The sequence below is a fragment of the Chryseobacterium herbae genome, from assembly GCF_025154075.1.
Lineage (GTDB): Bacteria > Bacteroidota > Bacteroidia > Flavobacteriales > Weeksellaceae > Chryseobacterium > Chryseobacterium herbae.
Map to the genome: position 1 here is coordinate 54,600 of NZ_JAOAMU010000007.1, position 21,869 is coordinate 76,468.

The 21,869-nt window shown below is 38.1% G+C and carries 19 protein-coding genes; 7 read left to right on the plus strand and 12 right to left on the minus strand.

Annotated features, from left to right (window positions below):
* Positions 1–368: 368 nt before the first annotated feature.
* A complete protein-coding gene (locus N0B48_RS19370) occupies positions 369–782 on the minus strand; it encodes a VOC family protein (protein ID WP_259840659.1) in 414 nt (137 codons plus the stop codon).
* Between the two features lie 800 nt (positions 783–1,582).
* Here N0B48_RS19370 and N0B48_RS19375 point away from each other — a divergent pair.
* Positions 1,583–2,212, plus strand: a complete 630-nt coding sequence (locus N0B48_RS19375) for a TetR/AcrR family transcriptional regulator (protein ID WP_259840661.1) — start codon at positions 1,583–1,585, stop codon at positions 2,210–2,212.
* Positions 2,213–2,219: 7 nt separating this feature from the next.
* Here the strand turns inward: N0B48_RS19375 and N0B48_RS19380 are convergent, their stop codons facing one another.
* The 4 genes from N0B48_RS19380 to N0B48_RS19395 all read right to left on the minus strand — a co-directional run bounded on the left by N0B48_RS19380 (position 2,220) and on the right by N0B48_RS19395 (position 7,558).
* Positions 2,220–2,687: a hypothetical protein gene (locus tag N0B48_RS19380; protein ID WP_259840662.1), complete on the minus strand. Its 468-nt coding sequence runs from the start codon at positions 2,685–2,687 to the stop codon at positions 2,220–2,222.
* Positions 2,688–2,869: 182 nt separating this feature from the next.
* Positions 2,870–4,405: a peroxidase, FMP-type gene (locus tag N0B48_RS19385; RefSeq protein ID WP_259840664.1), complete on the minus strand. Its 1,536-nt coding sequence runs from the start codon at positions 4,403–4,405 to the stop codon at positions 2,870–2,872.
* Between the two features lie 655 nt (positions 4,406–5,060).
* Complete coding sequence (locus tag N0B48_RS19390) at positions 5,061–6,125, minus strand: alginate O-acetyltransferase AlgX-related protein (RefSeq protein WP_259840666.1); 1,065 nt, start codon at positions 6,123–6,125, stop codon at positions 5,061–5,063.
* A gap of 5 nt (positions 6,126–6,130) precedes the next feature.
* Entirely contained in the window at positions 6,131–7,558 is a 1,428-nt protein-coding gene (locus N0B48_RS19395) for an MBOAT family O-acyltransferase (RefSeq protein ID WP_259840668.1), read from the minus strand.
* Between the two features lie 218 nt (positions 7,559–7,776).
* Here N0B48_RS19395 and N0B48_RS19400 point away from each other — a divergent pair, with 218 nt between their 5' ends.
* A complete protein-coding gene (locus N0B48_RS19400) occupies positions 7,777–7,932 on the plus strand; it encodes a hypothetical protein (protein ID WP_259840669.1) in 156 nt (51 codons plus the stop codon).
* A 347-nt stretch (positions 7,933–8,279) separates the two neighbouring features.
* On the opposite strand, the gene N0B48_RS19405 is transcribed toward N0B48_RS19400, so the two are convergent.
* From N0B48_RS19405 to N0B48_RS19430, 6 genes are all read right to left on the minus strand, one after another.
* Complete coding sequence (locus tag N0B48_RS19405; RefSeq protein WP_259840670.1) at positions 8,280–8,678, minus strand: hypothetical protein; 399 nt, start codon at positions 8,676–8,678, stop codon at positions 8,280–8,282.
* A gap of 57 nt (positions 8,679–8,735) precedes the next feature.
* Complete coding sequence (locus N0B48_RS19410; protein WP_259840672.1) at positions 8,736–9,485, minus strand: LytR/AlgR family response regulator transcription factor; 750 nt, start codon at positions 9,483–9,485, stop codon at positions 8,736–8,738.
* A 3-nt stretch (positions 9,486–9,488) separates the two neighbouring features.
* Positions 9,489–10,538 carry a sensor histidine kinase gene (locus N0B48_RS19415; RefSeq protein WP_259840674.1) on the minus strand — a complete coding sequence of 350 codons (1,050 nt, stop codon included), beginning with the start codon at positions 10,536–10,538 and terminating at the stop codon, positions 9,489–9,491.
* A gap of 265 nt (positions 10,539–10,803) precedes the next feature.
* The gene (locus N0B48_RS19420) at positions 10,804–12,009 is read right to left on the minus strand and encodes an MFS transporter (protein ID WP_371830627.1); all 1,206 of its coding nucleotides are present in this window, start codon (positions 12,007–12,009) and stop codon (positions 10,804–10,806) included.
* Positions 12,010–12,102: 93 nt separating this feature from the next.
* Positions 12,103–13,017: a helix-turn-helix domain-containing protein gene (locus N0B48_RS19425; RefSeq protein ID WP_259840678.1), complete on the minus strand. Its 915-nt coding sequence runs from the start codon at positions 13,015–13,017 to the stop codon at positions 12,103–12,105.
* 759 nt (positions 13,018–13,776) lie between these two features.
* Entirely contained in the window at positions 13,777–14,292 is a 516-nt protein-coding gene (locus tag N0B48_RS19430; protein WP_259840680.1) for a hypothetical protein, read from the minus strand.
* A gap of 117 nt (positions 14,293–14,409) precedes the next feature.
* Between N0B48_RS19430 and N0B48_RS19435 the strand changes: the two genes are divergently transcribed.
* On the plus strand, positions 14,410–15,828 hold the full coding sequence (locus tag N0B48_RS19435) for an aminotransferase-like domain-containing protein (RefSeq protein WP_259840681.1): 1,419 nt from the start codon (positions 14,410–14,412) through the stop codon (positions 15,826–15,828).
* 57 nt (positions 15,829–15,885) lie between these two features.
* Here the strand turns inward: N0B48_RS19435 and N0B48_RS19440 are convergent, their stop codons facing one another.
* Positions 15,886–16,524 carry a M1 family aminopeptidase gene (locus tag N0B48_RS19440; RefSeq protein ID WP_259840683.1) on the minus strand — a complete coding sequence of 213 codons (639 nt, stop codon included), beginning with the start codon at positions 16,522–16,524 and terminating at the stop codon, positions 15,886–15,888.
* A 263-nt stretch (positions 16,525–16,787) separates the two neighbouring features.
* Between N0B48_RS19440 and N0B48_RS19445 the strand changes: the two genes are divergently transcribed.
* The 4 genes from N0B48_RS19445 to N0B48_RS19460 all read left to right on the plus strand — a co-directional run bounded on the left by N0B48_RS19445 (position 16,788) and on the right by N0B48_RS19460 (position 21,868).
* On the plus strand, positions 16,788–17,147 hold the full coding sequence (locus N0B48_RS19445; protein WP_072922442.1) for a hypothetical protein: 360 nt from the start codon (positions 16,788–16,790) through the stop codon (positions 17,145–17,147).
* A gap of 75 nt (positions 17,148–17,222) precedes the next feature.
* Positions 17,223–17,924 (plus strand): ABC transporter ATP-binding protein, encoded by a 702-nt coding sequence (locus tag N0B48_RS19450; protein ID WP_259840685.1) that lies wholly within the window; start codon positions 17,223–17,225, stop codon positions 17,922–17,924.
* A 9-nt stretch (positions 17,925–17,933) separates the two neighbouring features.
* On the plus strand, positions 17,934–20,408 hold the full coding sequence (locus N0B48_RS19455) for a TonB-dependent receptor (RefSeq protein WP_259840687.1): 2,475 nt from the start codon (positions 17,934–17,936) through the stop codon (positions 20,406–20,408).
* 11 nt (positions 20,409–20,419) lie between these two features.
* Entirely contained in the window at positions 20,420–21,868 is a 1,449-nt protein-coding gene (locus N0B48_RS19460; protein WP_259840689.1) for a DUF3526 domain-containing protein, read from the plus strand.
* Position 21,869 lies beyond the last annotated feature (1 nt).

A 21,869-nucleotide genomic window follows, 5' to 3' on the forward strand; every position in this document is an offset into this window, starting at 1 on the left:
ATCTTTATTTTTTATCGCAAAGTTCGATCTTAATGCTGCGTATTTAAAGTTAAGCAAAGAGAGAATCAATCACACTGATTTGATGAAGCGGTCGTTTTATCGGTGAGTTTCATTAACGACGTAAAATAAAACATCAGAAATTTTAGGGCTTTAATTTATTCTAAAAATCGTATTTCGGAAATAAGTGAAACGCCTTTGTTTATCTTATTTTAAAGTGATCAAAATCAATTATTTGTTTTTCTTTGCGTTAAAATAAATATTTACAAAGGCTTAAAACCCAGTCAAAAAAACAGATTAATAAAAAAAAGACTCAGATTATAAAATCTAAGCCTTCTATTTAAACGATACTTTTTGCTCTGTCGATTGCGTTATTCCTGCTTCGTTGCAAATTTTTCTACCGATTCTTTTGTGATGGGAGCAAAGAAATTGACCAGGTTGCCATCAGGATCCCTGAACAGCATCGATTTGTTACCCCACGGCATGGTTGTCGGTTCCTGTACGATATAAGGAGACAGGACGTTTTTTAAGCGGTCAAATTCCTGATCTACGTCATCTACTAAAAATTCTATAATCGCACTACGGTTTTGAGCAGCCTGTGCCACACTTTCCCCACCAAAAAACTGCAGTGTCCTTGTGCTTCCGATCGCAAGGGTTGTGGTTGATGTTTTCAGTTCAGCAAAATCGGGGGTGTACTGTATGGCGGTAATGCCAGTGATCTGCTCGTAAAATTTCACAAGGCTTTCGGTATTGGCCGTGATAATTCGTATGGATACTAAATTCATTTTTTGAATATTTTAAATTATTCAACAAAAATAGGGTGGAGGTGTGACAAGAGGGTGTCAGTAGAAAATAACATCTTTATTTTTTTTACCTAAATATTCACCCGGATAAACGGATCGTTTTAGAAAAAAAGTGTTTCGTATGCCTCAAAAATATGATCATGTATTAAAAGAAAGATTCCGGAAAATAAAAACAGCACCATTAGGGTTCTAATGCTGCTGCTTACATTGCGTGTTTTTACCTTAGTAAATTGGTTCGAAATTGTCTTTATGTTACGGGTACAACCACATTTTCGCTATTTCAAAATCTCATTTCTCAATGGCTTCATTCAATGGTCATGGATGAAGCATTCTTAAACTGAGAGTGCCATTTAACGATAGGATCATTCAGTTTTACTTGATTCACTTTGCAGCAGTTGGGATTGATGCTGTAAAAGTGATACTGACTGATCCTGCTCGAAATTTGGAATTCAGATCGTTATTTTTTTAGTAATCAGCATGGGTACAACCTTCGGAACCGGAATAAAAGATGGAATCTTTAAAAGAAACCGCTATACTTTCCATAAACATTTATCCAGGGATAAATGACAGGAGTAAGGATCTTGCTCTCCTTGCACCTGAAGGCTGTTTCGTACTGACCTACGCAAATAATGCGATCGGAATTGTCTTTAGTTTTTTCAACTTAATAAGTGTTTAAAATATATATAGAATGGCTTAGTTTGTGCAAATATACAAAATAAGACACTACGTAGTGTCTAAAATAATAAAAAATTTCATAAACTTGTATCATCGAATGTTTAATCATGGAAAGAAAATCAGCAGCAGGCAGTATCCGAAACAAGGAACGCAGTAAAAAGAAATTTTTGGATGCGGTTGGAAAAATCCTGAAAACAAAAGGATACGCGGGACTCAAGGTTAATGATATCGCCACCGTTGCCGGAGTAGATAAAAAAATGATCTATACCTATTTTGGCGGAATGAATGGTCTGATTGACGAATACATCAGATCCCAGGATTATTGGAGTAATGTGACGACTGAAAAAATGATGCCTGATTTAGAAAGCGGAGGGAGATTATTTACGGAAGCCATGTTACTGGAACAGTATGATTATGTATTTAAAAATAAGGAACTGCAGAAACTGTTAATTTGGCGCTTATCTGAACCCAGAAAAGCATTACACAACATGACCAATGCACAGGAGGAAAACGGAGAAAGTCTTTTTAAATTCATTATCGAGCCTCATTTTGGAGAAAAGACCCAGGATTTCCGTGCCATAACGGCTATTGTCATTTCAGGACTTTATTATCTTAATATGTATTCTGCTTTAAATGGCAGTGTTTTTTGTGGGATAGACCTCAGTACGGATGAGGGTCGCGAGAAAATTAAGAAAGCGGTATCTTTCTTGGTGGATCAGACGTATGAGAATCTGTAATATTTGTTTAAAGCAATGGTGATTCGTAGAGCCATTCCACAAATGTTTCAGTTCCATCGATTTTTCCTCTGAATGAACCTTTTGCTTTCATCGTTGGAGAATTAGCACTTAAGTAATCATTAAAAACAAGCTGATTTTGGTAATTCTGTTCGGCTTTGGTACATTCTTCAGAATTTAGGTCTATACTTGATAAATTTTCAAAAGATTTATTTTTTCTCTGGTCTGCATATTCAGAGGGGTGGGTGATTTTTGTCTCTTTAGCTGTTGCTAGCCAGTAAAGCCAGTACATCCAGATTTCTTGACCCAGTAGCAAAATATTTTCAGGTAATAAGGTGAGAAGATACTCATCTGTCCAATCGTTTTGATCTTCTGAGAAAATATTTACAAAATAACAGGGTTTCCCATTAAAGTCTGCCATGCCTTCAATAACAGTCATGTCCCAGTAATTATCAATGCTATATACTTTTTCTTTCATCACTAAAGGTTAAATTTTAAGCTGGTCATATGGAGCTATTTGAGCGTATAATAGCTTCATATTAAGCATTCTATTTTTTATAAATATAGCTACAAAATATAAATCCACGGCATTTAAAAACACCGTGGAAATTTTTTAATAAAACGATAAGCAGCTATCTGCTCCTCATTTTTAAAGTAATTCTATCCTTTATGATAAGGACATCCCGAAGCCGCATTGGCTGTTTCAACAGCGTCGCCTGCAGTGGTAGGTTTACAGTCAAAGAACTGCTCTTCTATCACACGTCTTTGGTCTTCAGGGATATCTTCTAATTTACGAAGTGTATTGACCTGGATGTGGGGCCAGCTTGTCGTTCCACCATCATTTCCGAAATCAAATTCGAAAAATACAATTTGCTCATATTGCAGCTGAAGAATTTCTTTTCCATCTTCAATCACGGTTTCGATCCACAGACGGAAATCCACTTCAACGGTAGGAACAAAACGGTTGACAAACGGAACATTTAAAATTCCTCCCTGAGCACCGGTCTTCATTTTTGAGGACATCTGAACAAGGACGTAGTTGGTCACATTTTGTCCGCTTAAAGTATCTCTAAGACGTAAATCCGGTCGTACGGAATATGGATATAAATCATTGGCAAGGATTCGTTGTGTGTAAATTTTATTGGAACCTTTGTCATTGTGATCATTTAGTTTTTCATGAACCCACGCTGGTGCCGGCTGATCCAGATCGATGGGGTGTGTAGCACTTGCACCCGCTCCGCCCATGGTTTGTGAAATCGCAAGATGATCAGTCTGCCAGGCAGCATTGCCGTATGGGAACTTTGGAGAACCATTGATTAAGTAATTGTTACCGTCCGGTGCAATATCTCCCAGTAAAGTAATGGTGCTGCCATGAGGAATAACACCGCTTCTTGAAATAGAGTAGTCAGGAATAAAATAAGGACCTTTTATACCGTCTCCCGGCTTGAGTTCCTGAGCAGGAATAATCTCATAATATTCCTGTCCCGGTTGCAGTTCACTTAAAAGGATATACTTTTTATGATTCTCATCTGCAGATATCTGAACCAAAGGCTCATCTCTGTATTCTCCAGTATATCCGTAATTTTTAAAGTCCTCGTCAGAAAATGCGTGAATACCACGGTCTTTCTCAATCGATTCTTTGGTAGCAGCATGATTGTAGACATCACTCAGCCATAAATACATTCCGTTTTCCTCATGAATAGAGGCATACTGTAAATCCGGTTTTCCTGCATCTTTATTGACACTTTTAATGGTCTGCTCATATTTTACAGCTCCACAGAATAACTCACTGGCGCCACCACGGTTACGGACACCGCCGGGAACCAGAGAAAATGTCAGCTTTTCGATATATTCTTCACAGTCGAAGCTGAATTTTCCGGGAATCGTTCCGGAATTCGTGCCGGGTGAAGGCATAATCGTTGTATGGATTCCGCCTGCCAATGATGGTTTCCCTATATTTTGATTGTAATTGGCGTTATAGCTTACCCATGTGCCATCCAGCGCTGCCAGCACTCCATAATCCACATTGTTGGCTATTTCCTGCAGGTTTTCTTCCTTAAAAGGCAAGACAGGATCATCGATGAGAAGTTTGGAGTATCCGTCCATCACTTGTGCCAGACTACCCTGGTTGTCACCTGAACTCTTGCGGAGTAATTCACTTCCTTTTTCAGAACTTTCTTTTTTACGTTTAAGCATGATATATCGTTTTTATGGTTATTAATAAATGGGTTCGAAAATTGGATCCGGTAAGCATTTTTGAGGCAGAGGCAGACACGTCGAAATAATAATCGTCGTTGTTGATTATACTCATCATAATCATTTCGTTAAAACTTGAAGGTTTAAGTATCTTCAGTGTTTCATCACGGAGAAGTAATTATACCGGGAGAGCTGTACCTGTCAGACTTTTCGGGATACCGTTTTAGAATCCATCTCCTTTTTCAGAAATGGCTGATTGTTTTCTAAGCGATCCATAATTTTCAGTTTTTGTTTACTCAAAATTACTCAGAATGTGGTACATGTCATTCAGTATTTCTACTTAATTTAAATTTGAATATGTTGAAATATTTTAAAAAAAAGCTATTGTTTGAAGTGATTTTGGCGCTTTTTGTTTTCACATAATTTAGAATTATTTTAAATAGAAGAACTTGGATTTGGAATATGTTTCTTCAGTTTTCCTTTGTTTAGATGAACTATTCTCTGCATTAGCTATTCAAAAATGACACATTGAATTGCCATTAAACAAAAAAGAGAAAACGTAAATTACATTTTCTCTTTTTTGGGTGTCAATTTATTTCAGGTTTACAGCCAATAGAAGATTGGTTTTGTATCAGACTGTCATGTTAATCCGTGGCTATTGTCCATTATTTTTAATGCGAAGTAAAATTTCATCTGCCATTATTTTGTTTGCCTTGGGAGTCCAGTGGGTGTCATCATAATAGTAAATATCCTTTATTCCGCTGTTTATTTTCTCAGTTAATATTTTTTTACTTTCTATATAGATGTATTTTTTCTCCTGTTTTTGCATAAGTGAGAAAAACACTGGGTTTATCAGATCATTTTTATCTTTAATAAAGTTATAGTAAAGGTCATACTTATCCGGTGCTATCAAAACAATAAGTTTAATATTTTTTTTGCTCAGTTTATCACTTAAGGTATTTAAAGCATGATTGAGAAGCTGTATGCTGCCTTCGTTGTTGTTCGCCGTTAAAGCATTGTAATCATCATCGTAAAACAATAATCGATTGCTACCATTGGAAAAAAGCTGGTCGTTTGTCATAGGATAGCTATAGACATTTTTTATATGCTTTTTACCTGAAAGAAAAGCTCCTGCATTCAGTAGAAATGACAGAGATTGGTTTGAAAAGAAAGTGTGACTGGGTCCTTTTTGCTCTTCCTTTGCCCCGTGTACCGCTGTTTTCTTCTGGTTTAATTCCTTATTTATTTCGGTTAATGTAGTCTTTTCAATAGGTGCGGTGGGTAAAACTCTTTCAACAATTTCTCTTTCAACACTTTCCAGGACTACATATTCTATTTTATATTCATCAAAAAAGCCATCATCAACAAACTCCGACAAAGTTTGAAAAGGATTTTTGGAAAAGTGTCTGTCGATATGCAATGTTGATGCTTCCTGGGCAATATAATTGTTGTATCCAAGGGGACCAAATTCTGAAAAAGAATCTCCTATCGTTAATACTTTAAATGATTTATTTTGAGGGTTCTCCGAAAGAGTCACATATTTTTTTTCAGGAGCCGTTATTTCTTTATCCAGATTCTTTCTATAATTTGGATAAAGGTCAGGAATATAGGCTAATCTCAATAAATCTCCTTTGTGCAGTGGATAAAAAGCTACTGAAATGAAAAATATAATAAAATAAGGTATAACGAATTTTGCTACACTGTAAATCAACTGTTTCATAACTTCTAAAATTCAAAATAAATAAATTGCTGCTCCTTTCCGGCAAAACAAAAAATAGATATGGCAATGATGTGGTAAAAGATATATCGCCATTTGCTGTTCCAGTTGCTCCCTATTGTCTTTATAGCAAAGTTCTCTTCACGGCCTAACCATTCGATCCAGACGAAAAACACAATAAGAATAGCGATTTTTCCGGCGGAAATGGTAGGAATTGCAAAAAGAGAATAGGAAAACATATGATAGAGGTACGAAAAAGCATCACCAACATTTTCTGCTCTGAAGAAAACCCAGGCTAAAACCGTTAATCCAAAAGTCACCAACATGCCTGTAAGTTCCCGTAGGCTCGGAAAACGCCTTCCTTTAGCAACGATATCTAAATTGTTCCTGTTGGAATTGGTTAATAAAAGAGGAAGAAAATAGATGGCATTAAGAGCACCCCAAACGATGAAAGTCCAATTGGCGCCATGCCAGAAACCACTCAGAAGAAATATGATGAATGTATTTCGTATTTTCATACCAATGCCTTGCTTGCTTCCTCCCAGCGGAATATATACATAGTCTTTAAACCAGGACGATAAAGAAATATGCCATCTTCTCCAGAATTCTGCAATATCTCTTGAAAAATAAGGATATGAGAAATTCTTCAAAAGTTCAATGCCAAATAATCTGGCTGTTCCCAGTGCGATGTCTGAATAACCGGAAAAATCACAGTAGATCTGAAATGCAAAAAGTACAGCGGCTACTGCAAGATCACTTCCTGTATGCGCCTGGGGAGAGCTGAACACTTCATTCACCAATACGGCACAGTTATCGGCTATGACAATTTTTTTAAATAATCCCCATAAAATTTGCTTCAGCCCGTCAATACTTTGTTCGTAATTCAACACTCTGGTTTTTTTTATCTGGGGAAGCAGGTGGGTGGCTCTTTCAATGGGTCCGGCTACTAACAATGGGAAGAAGCTTACAAAAAGAGCATAGTTTGAAAAGTTTTTTTCAGGTTCTATTCGTCCTTTATATACATCTACCACATAGGATACTCCATGGAAGGTATAGAATGATATTCCAACAGGCAGAATGACATTAATCGTCATGGGGTTTACTTTAAACCCAAATTCAGAAAGGGCCTGTACAAAACTTTCAGTAAAGAAATTATAATATTTAAATACACCTAAAAGCCCTACATTGATAATAATACTTATCCAAAGCCATAGTTTTTTGCGTTTTGTCTGATGAATTTTAATTCCGGAAAAAAAATCCAGTAATGTAGAAAACAGAAGTAAAAATAAAAAGCGCCAATCCCAACATGCATAGAAAAAATAACTGGCAACCAAAAGTAAAAGATTCTGAGTAGACAACTTTCTGGGCGATAAATACCAATATAAAAGATATACAATAGGTAAAAATATTGCAAAACTGAAAGAATTAAATAACATTTTTTATATGATTTATTTAAATTTAAAGAGTGTTTTTACTCCATTTAAAGCAACAAAACTGTAAGGATTAAAAATTAAAAAAGTTCCCTAAATAGAGAACTATAAATTCGAGTGCGAATATATAAAATAAATGGCAAAAACAGGAATTCGAAAGGCTAATTTTCTATGTTTTATGTAATGTAGGTGCGGTTTTTTAACCATCAATACAAATAGAACGAATGGAATTACTGATCATTTGGTGGGCTGCTATTCCTTGCAAAAAGACCAAGTATTTAAATGTGAAATTCTTCCTGTTCATTGGATGGAAAGCTGTAAGCTGTTTTGATAAAAAATCCGGAGCTACAAAGACTCCGGATCAAAAAAACATTGGATAAAAAGGATAAAACGACTATTTTGTGAGTAAGCATGAATCATGAATCTAGACATCAGACATCAGGGGTCAGATTTCAGATCTGTTTTGGGATACGAGTTCCGAGATTCAAAACAGCAATTGTCAACTAGCAACTATGTTACTCTAAAACTCTAAAACTCTAAAACTCTAAAACTCTCCGACTCTCAAACCCAAACCCGTACCCCATAACAATATTCAACCCTTCCGGCTGCATCGTACAGCGGTTTATGGTATTGAAAATGATAAAGAATGATAGGATTTATGGGTAGGTTCCTGCATTAGTTTGCAGGGGAATCATCAGTTGAGAAAGCTGATGAATAGGGTAGTGGCTTATTTATATTTAATAAAAGTAGCCAGTACTTTTTTAGTTTTGATGTTGGTGCTTATAGATCCGCCGCTGTACATATTATTTTTACTGCCGTTTTTCGTGCTTCCGAAATCACTTTTCTGACTTCCAGTAACTTCTTCCGTCAGTTTCATGATAACGCCGTCTGCCCCTTGCGCTTTCCCCAGTTCAATGACTTTTTGCTGTATGGAATTTAGGGAATTAAATCCCTGACCTACATCTGTTGTTCCCATTACTTCATGCTCTTTTTTTACATCGGCGGCATCGAAATACACATCTACATTCTGCGTCGGTGAATATGTTTTTCCGAAATAAGAAGGGGTACATGAGGTAGCAGCAGCCAGCGCGAAGATTCCAATAGATTGGATGAATAATTTTTTCATTGTTTTGAATTGTAAATTAAAATTGTTAGATTTTTATGTTGTTGGTTATTAATTTGTTTATCGAATGGGGTCAATGGGTCCGGGCTCTTCTCTGCCTTTATTGGTGAGTACTTTGTCCATCATCTGGGTCATAAAAGTATCGCGGTACGTTTGTCCGATCGGGATCTGGTTTTTCGTAAACTCCAGCTGTACCGTATTCCCCTGGATCATGATGATAAATGGAACCGCAATAATAAAGGATTTATGGATCCGTTTGAAACGGTCAGTCGGCAGTTTTTCTTCCAGGCCTCCGATATTCAGAAGAGCCATAATCTGTTCACCGTCCTTCGTGTGGAAGCAGACATATTTTCCCTTTCCTTCAATATAGACCATGTCATTGATTTTAATCTTCAAAAGCTTGCCTTTGTACTCCGTTTTAACAAGGATGAAATCTTCCGTTTCTGTTTTAGGAGCTGAAACTGTTTCCTGTGCACGCTGTACAGCCATAAGAAATCTTGGGAAAAAGATAGGCTTCAGCAGATAATCCACTACATGATGATCAAATCCGTCAAGAGCATATTCTCTGAAAGCGGTGGTAAGGATGACTTTGTACCGGCCGTTCAAAACCTTAAGTAATTCTATTCCCGACAAACCCGGCATCTGGATATCCAGAAAAATAAGGTCAACTTCCGTGCTGTTCAGCAATTGTAATGCTTCTGCAGGATTGGTGGCGGTGCCTGCAAGTTTCAGAAATGGAGTCTGTTCAATATGCAGGGTGAGCAGTTCGATGGCATGAGCCTCGTCGTCTACAACAATACAGTTCATCATAATTTATAGATTAATGATAATTTCGTTTAAATAATAATTTTCATCTTCCTTGATGGTAAAAGTATGCTTGATCCCGTACATCAGTTGCAGTCGCTGTTGTACATTGTTCAGACCTATTCCCTTGGAAGGTTCTTTAGGGCCTGTTTTCTTTTTATTGCTCACGAGGAAGCATATTTTACTTTTCGTAGCAATCAGTTCAATAGATACCTGGTTTTTCTCATCGTTCAGATCACCATGTTTAAACGCATTTTCGACAAGGGTGACAAAGGCCAGAACCGGAATGTAAGCATCATTCGCCTGGATATCCTCGTAATATTTAATCTTCAGATTATGACTAAATCTGATCTGGTTCATCTCAATCACTTTTTTCATATGTTCCACTTCCAGCGCCAGCGGAACCGTTCCCAATTCTCCCCAGTCGTCAAGGGCATAGCTCATAATTTCAGAAAGCAGGTGTACAGCATGAGCGGCTTCAGGGCTGCTTCTAAGGGTTTTAGTATAAATAAAACTCAGTGAGTTAAAAAGAAAATGAGGATTGATCTGATATTTGATTGCAGCAAGCTCTGCCCTGAGTTTTTCCTTTTCCAGTTCCTCTTTATGCTTGCGCATTTCATTGGATGTAATGAGTGTAGCCACGAAATACGATATTAATATAATAAAGCAGTCCAGAACCGCAGCCGTGATAAAAAACGTTTTTGGAGAAACATAATTGGTGCTTTTGGGATCAGGTTTTATAATCGCGAAATTCCAAACATATTCATAGGCAGTAAGCACTATAAAAAGCAGCAGGCACTGTGGAATGATTTTTTTCCAGTTTCTGCTCCTGATCAGCGGAATAATCAGATGATAAATCAGGATATAGTAAACAATGGTTCCCTTAATGATGGTAAGAATAAAATTGACATACAACTGAGTTCCGATTCCAAACTGTTTCATCGTGGTCTCAAGTCCCTGAAGTCTGACGAGAAACAGAAATACTGCGATATTCCATGCTGTGTACAACATAAGGATGACCAGAATCTGTTTCCATTGCTTTTTGACCGTCTCTAACATTTAATTCCTTCTTTTATTTAATGGTTTGGTTTGGTTGAATTTTTGAGTAAAAAATTTTATATAAATAATACTTAATCGATTATTAAAATTACAACAATTCTCTTTTTGACACTGCAATATTAGTTCTTATCATAGCAATGCTAAAATATATTCCACCAATAGCTTTATTAGCGGCATCAATCATGGGATTGTAGCAACTTTATGGATTTAATGAGGAAATGAACTCAGATGTTGAGAAAAAGTCAAGACATAAAAAAAGCAGAGATCAACTCTCTGCCTGTTCTTTTTTAACCGCCTGGTGCATGACGAGAATAATTCCCAAAAGCACAATGGCAATTGCCAGATAACGCCAGGCCAGACCATCCTGTTCTGTGACGTTTCCACTCACCGATATAATAAAACTCGTAATAGAGGTGATCACATACACCAAACCTCCCATCAGTCCGCCTGCTGTACCAGCATTTTTAGGGAAATACAGCATACTCGTTGTAAAAAACGAAGTAAACAGAATTCCGGAACAGATGTGAATGAAAAACGCAAAAGGCACCATGATAAACAGGCTTTCTGCGTAGAAGCTGGTGGCGATCAATCCGGCAATTAAAATCAGCTGAAAAATAATAGGCTGAAGAATTCTTGCTTTAAAGTCCAGTTTAAGTCTGCGTTTTCCTATAAATCCTCCGATCATCCATGAAAACCCTAAGATCAATGTACAGTATCCTATGACTACAGGTGTAAAGTGAAAGGTGTTCTCAATAATAAAAGGTCCCGTCAGATTGAAAAGCATAACAATAGAGTAGCTTAGTCCTAAAATAAAGATCCCAAGCATAAAGATTCTGTTTTTCAGCATCATTTTGTACAGGCTGATGTTCTCGGAAAGGTTAAGTTTCTTCTTTTCCGGTAAGCTTTCACCACTGAAAAACCATTCAAACAGGAATAAAGCACCTGCATAAAAAGCCAGGAAATAAAAGTTAGCATGCCAGTTAAACAGCTTTTCAAGATACCCGCCCAGGAAAGGAGCCAAAATAGGCCCGCACGACCAGACAATCGTGAAATAGCTCAGATAATGCTTCACTTTTTCCGAGTCGTAAAGGTCTACAAAAATAGCACGGGTAGCCACAACCAGTATAGAAACCGCGGCTCCCTGAAGGATACGCAACAGACAGATCAATAGAATACTATCCGTCATGGTAATCAGAATACTGCTGATAATCAATAAAAACAGGGCAATCAGCTTAGGACGATAGCGTCCGATGCTGTCCAGAATTCCTCCTACAAAGAGTTGAGAGATCCCGTAACTCAGCAGATAAGACGTTAAAGTAATCTGGATGTCCTTTTCAGAAACCTGCATTTCCTTGGCCATCGAGGGAAATGAAGGCAAATAAATATCCGTGACAAACCCGGAAAGCGGGATCGACACAAAAGCCATAATGGTGATTAATCTGATTCTTTTTTCAGATGCTTCTTTCAACAACATATTCGTTCGTTATTTTACTATGCAAAAATAGACTAAGAAATAAGCGTTTCAATTTAAAAAGACAAAGTAAAAATTACAAAAATCAAAGATTTAGTATGCGTTTTTAAATTTCAACGGAGAAACCTCAGCATGTTTTTTAAAGAAGTTATTAAAATGAGAAGGCTGATCAAATCCCAGCGTGTATCCAATCTCAGCAATATCCCAGTTAGTATATTTCAGTAAGTTTTTAGATTCTTCAAACACTCTTTCTTTAATGATCTGCGTTGTGGTCAACTGCGTCACTGATTTTACCGATGAATTCAAATGGTTAACGTGTACATTAAGATGTTCTGCAAAGTCTGAAGCCGTTTTCAAACCCAAAGGATAAGCCGGGGAGTCCAATGGGAATTGTTTATTCAGAAGCTCATCAAATAAGCGGTACAGGCGGATATTCGCCGGAAGTTCATTGGGATTAATATCATCTACACGGATCTCCAGAGCGAGATGCATCAGAGAAGCGAGATGACTCTTAATACTTCCACAACGGAAAGGATATGCCGAATTATTAAGTTTGTACATCTGCTGAAAATAAAGCGTCGCCAGCTGAGTCTGCTCATCCGTTAAAAAAATAATAGGCTTGCTCCATTCTTTGAATAATGAAGTCTTTTTAAACAGATTGAATTCAGAATTTTCATTAAAAAATTCCTGATTGAACAGGCAGAAATAGCCTTCCTGAAGATCTCCGTCACATTCCCAGGAATAAGGAATATTAGGTGACGGGAAAAAGAGAGCAGGGCGGTCAATATATAGCTCATGGGATCCATACTGGAAAGTGCCATTTCCCAGAATAAAGCTTACTTTATAGTAGTCACGGCGGTTGTAGGGGCTTTTAAAGCTGCAGTATTTCCGCATGGAAACATTGAAATGCGATTTTCCGGTTTCAAAATCATCGGAATCGAACATTTTCATCTGATTCTTTCTGAGACGTCTGTAATAATCTTCAATGGTTTCCAGCTGATCACTCATAATCTGTAAATTATAAAAATCAAAGATACGTAAACTGTAGTGAATCCTGATTCATTTTCTGTGATGTAATGATAATCGACAAAATAGTTTTTCTCAATTTTGTTAAATCTGTGGAAAATTAAGATATAAACCAAAAAAGGCACAAAAGCTTATTTAAAGTTTAAAATCCTACTGCAAAGAAGTTCACTTAAGTTTTGTGAAAAATCTGAGATTTTTATACTGACAAGTAGAAAATATGCTCAAACATCTGTGAAAATCTGAGCAATCTGAGGTTTAAAAAAACACAAAGTCACAAAATCGTTCTTGATTCGTTTGGTCCGCGAGAGATTAAAAAATTGAACCATTAAGGTCTTTTAAGTTTTTAAGAATATTAAGTTTGAGCGTTGCTTTAAGGAAACAGCTTATAAAAATCATTTGATTTTTCCTTAACTATTCTTATCATCTTATTAATCTTAATGGTAAAAAAATGTTGAATCAAATTTGTATGATCTGATCAATCCACGAGAATTAAAAAATAAAACCACAAAAGTCATAAAAGCTTGTAAACACTTTAGTTTTTATGAAGTTAAAATTTGCTGCTAAGAAGTTCACTTAAATGGTATGAAAATCTTTGATTTTCTTCTTATGTGCACTCCTTATTTTTGGGATTGTAAAACTTTTTAAACTAAAGTGCTCTAAAGTGTTTAAAAAATCAAAAACTTTTGCACCTTTTGTGGTTAAAAAAATAATAGTGTCAAAATATTTAAAGTAAAAAATGATCTAACCTCTACTGATTTCAAATTTTAATATTTGAGACGGAAGTTTAAAAGGCCCCGCCACAGAATCTTCTACAACTGCAAACCCTGATTCTTTTAAAAACGGTAAAAGTGGATCATTTGTCATCATATTCATCCAGATCATATCTGTAAAACTGGCTGCAGATCTGCTTTTTTTCCAAAGTGATTCTCTGATTTCCGGTGAATCGAATTCCAGGAGTATCACAAAACTCATTTCTGTTGCTTTTTTATCTTCTGGCAGGGCAGGGTGGCTCAATCCGCTTCTGATAATGCTGTAACCTACAGGTTTGTCGTCTGCATACGTTATGATCAACTGATTGGAAAGATCATTCAGGTCATTGATCATTTTTCTGGGATCAATATCGGTTTTAATATATTTTTTGATGTCTTCCTCAGGAATTAATCCTTTGTGCAGGGCATAAACAGAAGAATCGATAATGGTTATAAGATCAGAAATTCCCTCTTCAGAACCCACTGTAAATTTTGAAATTATATTCATGAATCTTTTTTATTCAAAATTAGAAGATTATTGGATGTAAAAGGGATACAGTTTTTATTAATTTAATCGGTACAGTTATTTATTTTATAAATTTACACAGTACAGTTGAATAAAGTAATGATGCGAGCCTATAAATATGAAATTTTTACATCCGTTATTGAAGAGCAGATCAGGAATAGGATTTTGCTGAAAGGAGAACGTCTGCCTTCAGTAAGAGAGATTAAAAGCAGATATCAACTGAGTACAAGCTCTGTTCAAAGTGGTTTTGAGTATCTGATGATGAAAGGACTGATAGAAAGCAGCCCACGCTCGGGATATTTCGTAGCCTATATTGAAGACAGCCATATTTCACAAGTCAGAGCAGATCTGATTCCAGTTGTGAGAGATGCGGTGTTTGCAAAAAATGTAATGCTGACTTCTGCCAGAAACAAACCTTCGGAATCCAGTTCTTTCCATATGGCAGCGCCTGGAGATCTTCTGATCCCACAAAAACTCATTCTCAGAACGATGCAGGAAGTAATCCGCGAAAAAGGAGCGGCCCTGTTACGGTATTATCCTTCAAACGGTTTGTATGAATTAAGAAAACAGATTTCCCTACAGATGGCAACTCATGGGTGTTTACTCAATCCTGATGAACTCATCATTACAGACGGTGCACTGCAGGCATTGACCATTGCTTTAAGGGCGGTAACCGATCCTGGAGATATTGTAGCCGTTGAAAGTCCGTGTGTGTTTTCAGTTTTGGAGGCTGTAGCCAATTTGGGACTAAAAATAATCGAGATTCCTGTGCATTACGAAAACGGTTTTGATACAGACTATTTCAGGGAAGTTTGTACTTCGAATACAATAAATGCCGTGGTCGTTACACCCAATTTTCACAATCCGACAGGTATCGTCATGAGTGATGATGCTAAAAAAGAACTTTTGTCTGTCGCATCTCTCTATCAGATTCCGGTTATTGAAAACGATATCTACGGCGATCTTTATTTTGGTGCTAAAAGGCCACGTTGCATTAAAAGTTTTGACGATTCAGGATTGGTGATGACGTATTCTTCATTTTCAAAAACGCTAGCGCCGGGCATTCGTTTGGGCTGGTTGCATACCGGACGTTTCTATTCCCGCTCTGAAAGGGCAAGATTTGTACTGGGGAGATCAGTTTCTCCTATTTATCAGGAATTGATGCTGAAACTTCTTCAGGGAACCAGCTATGAACGGCATCTGCGGTCATTCCGCAAGCAGCTGAACAGACAGGCTGTTGAGCTAGTGGACGCTTTACGCCATTACTTTCCTGAAGACTCCTATTTTCATAGTCCTGAAGGAGGTTACAGCATTTGGGGGAAGCTACCTGAAGGAACTGATATGAAGACATTTTTTGATTATTGTGACAAGAACAGAATTCTGTTCACGCCCGGAAATATATTTTCATTAACTGATGAATACAGTCACCATTTCCGAATCGTTTTTGCAGACCGGATTACAGCGGAAAGTCTTACCATGCTGGAAAATGCGGGTAGAAAAGCAAAGGAGCTGCTTTAGGAAAGGAATCTACACCCGCCAGCAACTTCCATCTCCCATCTTCGGACTTCCTGACCATCATAGAGCATACTTCACTTCCTTATCCTTCTGAAGCTGTGGAATTCCATCTATTATTTTAAACTGGAAACCATCGATCCATTTTTCATTGACCAGATCAATATCTTCACCGCTCAGGATATGTTTCTGGAAAAAGTAAGACAGGTCCTTATCCAGATATTTTTGGACAAGATCAAGAAACAGTTCGTCCATAAACTTCAGTTTTTTCTCCATACAGGTTTTTAAAAGTTCCTGCACCAGGTCGTCCAGAGATTTTTTATGACCGCTTTTGATCATGATCTGATTATCCAGCCAGAAAGCGAAGATAGAACCTCTTCTGTACGGAACTTTTTCTACGGTCCGGCTTTTCCAGAATTCATCTTTTATTTTGTAATTCGGGATGTTTCGCTGTGGGTTTTTCCAGTGACTTTTAATCACTTCTTCATTGAAAAGTTTCAGCCATTCTTCGGATGAAATATCCTTGATTCTAAGCCTGTTTTTATAGGTGTAATAATCTGTAAAACCTTCACTGAACCAGTAATTAAGTTCTTCATGTTGGTTTTTGATCCTGTTTCCGATCCAGTCGTGCATCAGCTCGTGGTGAAGAAGATAGAGGTAAGAATTTTTATTATTAAACGGATTGTTGGTTCCCTGGATCATAAAAGCATTTTTTATCGCTGAACCATTGGAACTATATCCTTTAAATAAGCTGTCTTTTCATATTTCATGATGATTAAAAGGGTGTCTAAGAATAGGACAATCCAAATATATTATTTCTTACATCAATTGCCATTTTTGGAACTATAAAGAGATCAATCAATTTCATTTCCGGAAAAATTTTGAAATTGATCCCGGTAAAACCTGATGTTAATTAAATATTTTTTAATTTCGCAGTATTCAAGTTCAATCAGCAAATCTATCCATTGAGAGTCACGAGGCATTTTAAAAACTTTCTGACGGCAATTTTTATTGCTGTGTATGCCTTTGCTGTTTCTCCGGCGGAATATCTCCATCATCATTTTCTTCACAGTCAGAATGCAGGAAATTCTTTTCAGCAGACAAAAGGAGAGAATGGAAAAATTTTCAAAAAGGCATTTTCATCATGTGATACCAAGTGCCCCATCTGCCATCATAAATTGTTGGGTGAAGGTGGAATCGGAAAGATTTACACCGCTGTTTTTTCTGTATCAAAAATCACGGGAAAGATCTTTTCTTCTCCTGAATTTCTATTTTCGTACACTCTTTTTTCCCTTTCGGACAGAGGCCCACCAGCTGTATTATAATTTTTAAATATCCCATGCCTGCTTTCGCGGGCTGAACTTTTTTTAATTAATTGTTTAATTACATAATACATTTTCATGTCAATATTACAAGCTATTGAGCTTAGTAAGCAGTACAATAATGTCACTGCGCTAAGCGGACTCAATATATCCGTACAAAAAGGAGAAATTTTCTGTCTGCTCGGACAAAACGGAGCCGGCAAAACCACAACCATCAATATATTCTTAGGTTTCTTAAAAGCGAGTTCCGGGCAGGCTCTCATTAAAGGGGTTCCGGTGGAAGTTAATGGAGAAACGACCAAAAAGTTTACGGCCTATATTCCGGAAGTGGTGCAGCTGTATCCTAATCTTACAGGAATTGAAAACTTAGATTTCTTCAGTCAGATGGCGGGTTTCAGGTATTCCAAAGAAGAGCTGGGAATGTTGTTGGAAAAGACAAGTCTTCAGAAGGAAGCCCATCACAAAAAACTTGCTGCCTATTCCAAAGGGATGCGTCAGAAAGTAGCTATTGCCATCGCTATTGCAAAAAGTGCAGATCTCATCTTAATGGACGAACCCACTTCAGGACTGGATCCGAAAGCCACCGCAGAATTCACCAGAATCTGTAAAGAACTTGCAGCAAAAGGGAAAACCATCATGATGGCCACCCACGATATTTTTAATGCAGTGAACGTGGGAACGCGGATCGGCATTATGAAAGAAGGAAGATTAGTTCACACCCTTGATGCTAAATCGGTAACGGCGGATGAGCTACAGAAGATTTATCTGGAAACCATTTAAGAACCGGGAATGAAATATTTATATATCACAGCAGCACTGGCCGTCGCCAGTGTGAAGGTCTGTGCGCAGGAGACATTGTCCGGGGAAGTGATTGGCGATCATCATCAGAGGCTTAAAAATGCCAGAATCATTATTAAAAACAACGAAAACAGATATGAAACGACATCCAATGACGGAAATTTCAGCATACCGGATGTCAGAAAAGGAACTTATGAAATCAGTGTCAATGCTGAATCTTATGATACCTATACCGAACAGATTGAAGCGGACAGTACGTTTTTAACCAAAAAACTGGTTATTCATCTGTATAAGGTCGGAACGATTCAGGAAGTAGAAATTTTAGGCAGAGCAGCAAAAAAATACCAGAGTGATTATTCTTTCTCAGCCACTAAAATTGGAGTTCAGAACAAAGATATTCCCTTTTCAATATCTACGGTGAGTAAGGAACTGATCAAAGACCGGCAGGCTTTTCAGCTGGGTGATGCTGTAAAAATGGCGAGCAGCGTAACGCCTGTGAGCTATTACAACCAATTCAGCATCCGTGGAATTGCACAAAACGAAGAAGGAACGATCATCAACGGAATGCGGACCCGGCAGTATTATTTTATGCAGCCGATTACGACTAATCTTGAAAAGATAGAAGTTATAAAAGGCCCTGCAAGTGCCGTTCTTTCCAGTGTTGATCCGGGAGGAAGTATTGTTTTGGTGACTAAAAAGCCTTTGAAAACCCCAAGCCGGGAAGTGACCATGAGTGTGGGAAGCTTTAGCACGATAAGAAGCTCACTCGATTTTACAGGACCATTGAACAAAGAGAAAACACTTTTATACAGGTTTAATGCAGGGTATGCGCAGGCTCAGAGTTTCAGGGATATTCAGTCCCAGAAGAGTATTCTACTGTCTCCTTCAATTTCCTATATCCCGAATGACAGGACGGCAATCAACGTAGAAATGATCTACAGCGATCTGAACGGTAAAATAGACAGGGGACAACCTATTTTCGGTGCGGTGGACGGAATGACGGATCTTCGGAGCACTCCGATAAGCTTTAATCTTGGGGCTATTAATGATTATTTTAAATCAAAGGAACTAATCATTATGTCCAATTTTACACACCGGATTTCTGATAAAATCAGTATCAATGCATCGTATATGAAGCAGACCTGGAAGGAAGATCTTCAGGAACACAGAACCACGAATGCTTTTGCTGTAGATGCGAATAACAAGCCTATTCCAACGCTGGCGGGAATGCAGATGGTTCAGAGAAACCAGTTCTGGAATACGGATAATCTCAATGCTTATCTGGTGTTTAATCTTAAATCAGGACCTATTGAGCACAAAGTTCTGGCAGGCTATGATCTGATCAGCACGCATAAGTACAAAGGAGGAGCGCAGAACACAGCAAGAGGATATCTTCTGACCAACGGGAAAACAGCTTCTTCCTATAATCCACAGAATGCTGGCGACTACCAAATGGTGACGGTCAACGGGATTACGATGCCTAAACCGAATGTAGAGCACTTCAATCTGGCTAATCCTGTCTACAGTATCAAAAATCCTGATGAGTATGTATTTTCAAAGGCTGCACTGCCGCCGGCTCTGATACGTTCTCATGGAATTTACATTCAGGATCAGATGAAATGGAACCGTTTTAATTTATTTGTAAGCCTCAGACAGGAGTGGTTTCAGGATATTACCCGCTATAAGGAGAATAATGAAATTGTGGTCAAAGACAGCAAACTGATCCCAAGAATAGGCCTTACCTACAATGTGAATGATTGGATCAATGTTTATGCTTCTTATATCGAAGGATTTCAGCCACAGTCGAATACGGCTTCACTGGCTCCCGTGGTTATTCCTGAAGGCAGGGCTTTTGAACCTTTGAGAAGCCAGTCCAAAGAAGTTGGAATGAAGGCAGATTTCTTTAATAAAAAAATTCATGTTGATGTTGCTGTCTATGAGATTCGTCAGCGCAATATTCTTTTGAATGCTAATGATCCCGCGGAACCGGACCGTTTGATAACCAGAGGACAGGAGCGCAGCCGCGGTTTTGAGATGGACATTATCGGGAATATATCCCGGGCGTGGCAGGTTTTTGCCTCTTACGGATACAATGATGCGAGAATTATTGACGATATCAATCCCGCATTGATAGGCGCCAGAAAACAGAACACCCCATTCCACAGTGCCAATATCTGGCAGAAATACAGCTTTAGCGAGACTTCTTTTCTGAAGGATATCGCGGTAGGATTAGGCGTTCAGTACAGCGGAAATAAAGTGCCAATGTACAACCGCTCCTTTCTGGTTCCTGGATATACAGTCTTTGATGCCGCAGTTTACTACACTCCAAAACAGGGGCCTGTGAGAATTTCACTCAATATCAATAACCTTTTTAACACAACTTACTGGCTGGGCGCACAGAATTATCTCCGTCTGTTTCCTGGAGCTCCAAGAAACGCAGTGCTCACAGCAGTTTATAAATTTTAAATCTTAAGATTATGAGAATACATATTATCCGTCTGATTTCAATACAGCTTTGGAAACAGTCATTACAGAATAAGGCGGTCATTGTTCTTCTGATGATTCTGAGTCTCCTGTTTGTATTTGCTGCCTACACGGGCTGGCAGGACTATAAAGTGCAGGAAGATACCAGGGTAAAACATCAGGTGGATGTTCGCCATCAATGGGAAAACAAACCTGATAAACATCCCCACAGAATGGCGCATTACGGGTATCTGATCTTCAGGGCAAGATATCCTCTGAGCTTTTTTGATTACGGTCTGGAACGTTATATGGGAAATTCAGTATTTCTGGAAGCGCACAAGCAGAATACCGTTAATTTTTCAGAAGCCGGATTTTCATCAGGAATGCTGCGTTTCGGAGAGGTAAGTACAGCCATGATCTTACAAACCCTGATTCCTCTGTTTATATTTTTCCTGGGATTCAGCTGCATTTCTGCCGAACGGGAAAATAATACCTTGAAAGTACTGATCAGCCAGGGCGTACGGTGGAAAGAACTGCTGGCCGGGAAAATACTGGGATTGCTTTGTCTGGTAGGGCTGGTTTTTGTTCCGGTCATGATCCTGTCTGCGGTCATGTGGTTTTCTCTGACTGGTTTTAAAGGTTCGGTTGATGAATTTCTTCGCCTGTTCTGGATCGGCGGAGCGTATCTGATCTACTTTTTTATTATTTGCAGCGTTTGTGTCATGGTATCTGCTGTAAGCAAAACTTCAAGATCTTCTTTAGTCAAGCTGATCGGTTTGTGGCTGCTGTTTATCGTGATTATTCCCAGAACGGCACAAGCTTTCGGGGCGTATCTGCATCCGGCGCCATCGAAAATAGATTTTGACACCAAAGTGGAAAACGAACTGGTGAAAACCGGAGACAGCCATAATCCGAATGACAGCTATTACAAAGGAATAAAAGATTCTCTTCTGCAGGCTTATCAGGTGAAAACGGTAGAAGAACTGCCTTTCAACTACAGCGGATACATCATGGCGGAAGGAGAAAAGATCAGCTCAGGAATTTACAACAGACACTGGCAAAAACAACTTGATATTTATGAAGATCAGAACAGTATTAACCGTTCCCTGGCTTTTGTAAATCCTTTTCAGGCGGTTAAAGACCTGTCTACAGCATTGACCGGTTCAGATTTTAATTCCTATATCTATTATCAGGAGCAAGTAGAGGAGTATAGATACCAACTGGCACAGCTGATGAATAAACTGCAGATGGAAAACATCAGCAATAAAAAGCAGCAGGAAAATGATAAACCCTACACAATCAGCAAAGATCACTGGAAAGAACTTCCTGATTTTCAATACAGGTTTATAGGGCAAAGCGTTTTGTTCCAGAATGAGCTGGCTTCTGTGCTTTCTCTTCTGGTGTGGGCATTGGGTCTTCTTTTTGTCCTTCATTTTATGTCTAAAACAATAAAAATAAATTAAT

What these genes read in the sequence shown, in the direction of transcription:
- N0B48_RS19370 (WP_259840659.1), bottom strand. Translation starts at nt 782, where the DNA reads ATGAATTTAGTATCCATACGAATTATCACGGCCAATACCGAAAGCCTT.
- N0B48_RS19375 (WP_259840661.1), top strand. Translation starts at nt 1,583, where the DNA reads ATGGAAAGAAAATCAGCAGCAGGCAGTATCCGAAACAAGGAACGCAGT.
- N0B48_RS19380 (WP_259840662.1), bottom strand. Translation starts at nt 2,687, where the DNA reads ATGAAAGAAAAAGTATATAGCATTGATAATTACTGGGACATGACTGTT.
- N0B48_RS19385 (WP_259840664.1), bottom strand. Translation starts at nt 4,405, where the DNA reads ATGCTTAAACGTAAAAAAGAAAGTTCTGAAAAAGGAAGTGAATTACTC.
- N0B48_RS19390 (WP_259840666.1), bottom strand. Translation starts at nt 6,125, where the DNA reads ATGAAACAGTTGATTTACAGTGTAGCAAAATTCGTTATACCTTATTTT.
- N0B48_RS19395 (WP_259840668.1), bottom strand. Translation starts at nt 7,558, where the DNA reads ATGTTATTTAATTCTTTCAGTTTTGCAATATTTTTACCTATTGTATAT.
- N0B48_RS19400 (WP_259840669.1), top strand. Translation starts at nt 7,777, where the DNA reads ATGGAATTACTGATCATTTGGTGGGCTGCTATTCCTTGCAAAAAGACC.
- N0B48_RS19405 (WP_259840670.1), bottom strand. Translation starts at nt 8,678, where the DNA reads ATGAAAAAATTATTCATCCAATCTATTGGAATCTTCGCGCTGGCTGCT.
- N0B48_RS19410 (WP_259840672.1), bottom strand. Translation starts at nt 9,485, where the DNA reads ATGATGAACTGTATTGTTGTAGACGACGAGGCTCATGCCATCGAACTG.
- N0B48_RS19415 (WP_259840674.1), bottom strand. Translation starts at nt 10,538, where the DNA reads ATGTTAGAGACGGTCAAAAAGCAATGGAAACAGATTCTGGTCATCCTT.
- N0B48_RS19425 (WP_259840678.1), bottom strand. Translation starts at nt 13,017, where the DNA reads ATGAGTGATCAGCTGGAAACCATTGAAGATTATTACAGACGTCTCAGA.
- N0B48_RS19430 (WP_259840680.1), bottom strand. Translation starts at nt 14,292, where the DNA reads ATGAATATAATTTCAAAATTTACAGTGGGTTCTGAAGAGGGAATTTCT.
- N0B48_RS19435 (WP_259840681.1), top strand. Translation starts at nt 14,410, where the DNA reads ATGATGCGAGCCTATAAATATGAAATTTTTACATCCGTTATTGAAGAG.
- N0B48_RS19440 (WP_259840683.1), bottom strand. Translation starts at nt 16,524, where the DNA reads ATGATCCAGGGAACCAACAATCCGTTTAATAATAAAAATTCTTACCTC.
- N0B48_RS19450 (WP_259840685.1), top strand. Translation starts at nt 17,223, where the DNA reads ATGTCAATATTACAAGCTATTGAGCTTAGTAAGCAGTACAATAATGTC.
- N0B48_RS19455 (WP_259840687.1), top strand. Translation starts at nt 17,934, where the DNA reads ATGAAATATTTATATATCACAGCAGCACTGGCCGTCGCCAGTGTGAAG.
- N0B48_RS19460 (WP_259840689.1), top strand. Translation starts at nt 20,420, where the DNA reads ATGAGAATACATATTATCCGTCTGATTTCAATACAGCTTTGGAAACAG.